This is a genomic window from uncultured Campylobacter sp. (assembly GCF_938017615.1).
In the GTDB taxonomy this organism is placed as follows: Bacteria; Campylobacterota; Campylobacteria; order Campylobacterales; family Campylobacteraceae; genus Campylobacter_B.
This window is the reverse complement of sequence record NZ_CALIJA010000062.1, coordinates 1-1,125: the sequence shown is the minus strand read 5'-3', so window position 1 is coordinate 1,125 and position 1,125 is coordinate 1. Positions and strand designations below refer to the sequence as shown.

Annotated in this window: 1 protein-coding gene; it reads right to left on the bottom strand. The window is 43.0% G+C overall.

Annotation, left to right across the window (positions count from 1 at the left end; genetic code table 11):
• Positions 1-74: 74 nt before the first annotated feature.
• A partial coding sequence (locus Q0620_RS02870; RefSeq protein WP_298783130.1) for a hypothetical protein occupies positions 75-1,125 on the bottom strand: 1,051 nt, incomplete at its 5' end.

Sequence of the window (1,125 nt, the reverse complement as noted above, 5' to 3'; positions counted from 1 at the left end):
AGTTTTTTACTACATAGCTATCAAGCGCCGCTCCACCGCTAAGGCCGCTACTAACATGCCAGTAGTCGAAAAATTTAAGCTCGTAATTTATCGTCATTTTTGCCCTCCACTTTTTTATCTTCCGCACCCGAAGTAACGGAGAGAAATTGCAATACGTCGTAAATCGGCGTCTTTTGCGCTCCGTCCTTTTCTAAAATCAAATTTCCGCACGATAGCCCGCCGTAAAGAGCATTCAGAGCGCCATCGAATTCACTTTTGTTTTCTAGAATTTCATTTATTCTATCTAGCATAACTTTGGCTAATCTATCGTTTATGCCAAGCTCCTTTATCCACTCTCGCAGTTTGCCCTTGGGGCTTTTTTCGCCGCGATACATTTCGGCTAAATTTATAAAATTTTCTACCTTTGGCTCGTTTTCCGACTTGGTCGTATCGCCCAGATAATAAGGCCCGAAATCGTATCTGATTTCGCTAGCGTCTTCGCCATCGATCGCGCGCCCTTCTTTTTCGCCCCCGATCGTCAGTTCATCTTTTATAAATTTATCCCAGCTTTGGAAATTCGAGCTTTGGACGTTATGAAACATTAAGCAGCTTGGCGCTATGTCTTTTTCGGCATCATTTACGTAGCGATCTTTGCTGTGCTTTTTTGCGGCACCGCAAAGCTCCTCAGCTAGACCTGCCGCATAATGAAACGGGAATTTTTCGTTGCAGTAGGCAATCCCCGCGCACATCGTGAGCTTTTCCTTTATATCGGGCTTTTTCTTGTCCGTTTCCTTTTCAAATCCCTCGATGAAATTTTTAGTAAATTCTAACGCTATGTCCGCATCGCAAACCGCCGTCATATCGTCGCCGCTTAAGATCAACTCTTTTATCCTCAGGTCAACTTTGCCAAGAGCGTCTTTTGTTTTTTCTTTGGCATTGGCAAATGCATCTTTTGTCGCTTTATCAAGCGCCTGCGAAAATCTAGCTATAGCTCCAGTATCATCGCTCTTTTTTACGACTCCAATCAAATTTTTAACTAATACACCAAGCCCGTTGCCGTCTGCGTGGATAACGGCTAGTTTATTTTTCTTATTTGAAATTTGGCTAAATTCTTTTAATTCCTTAGCTCCCGGGTGTCTCTTAAAC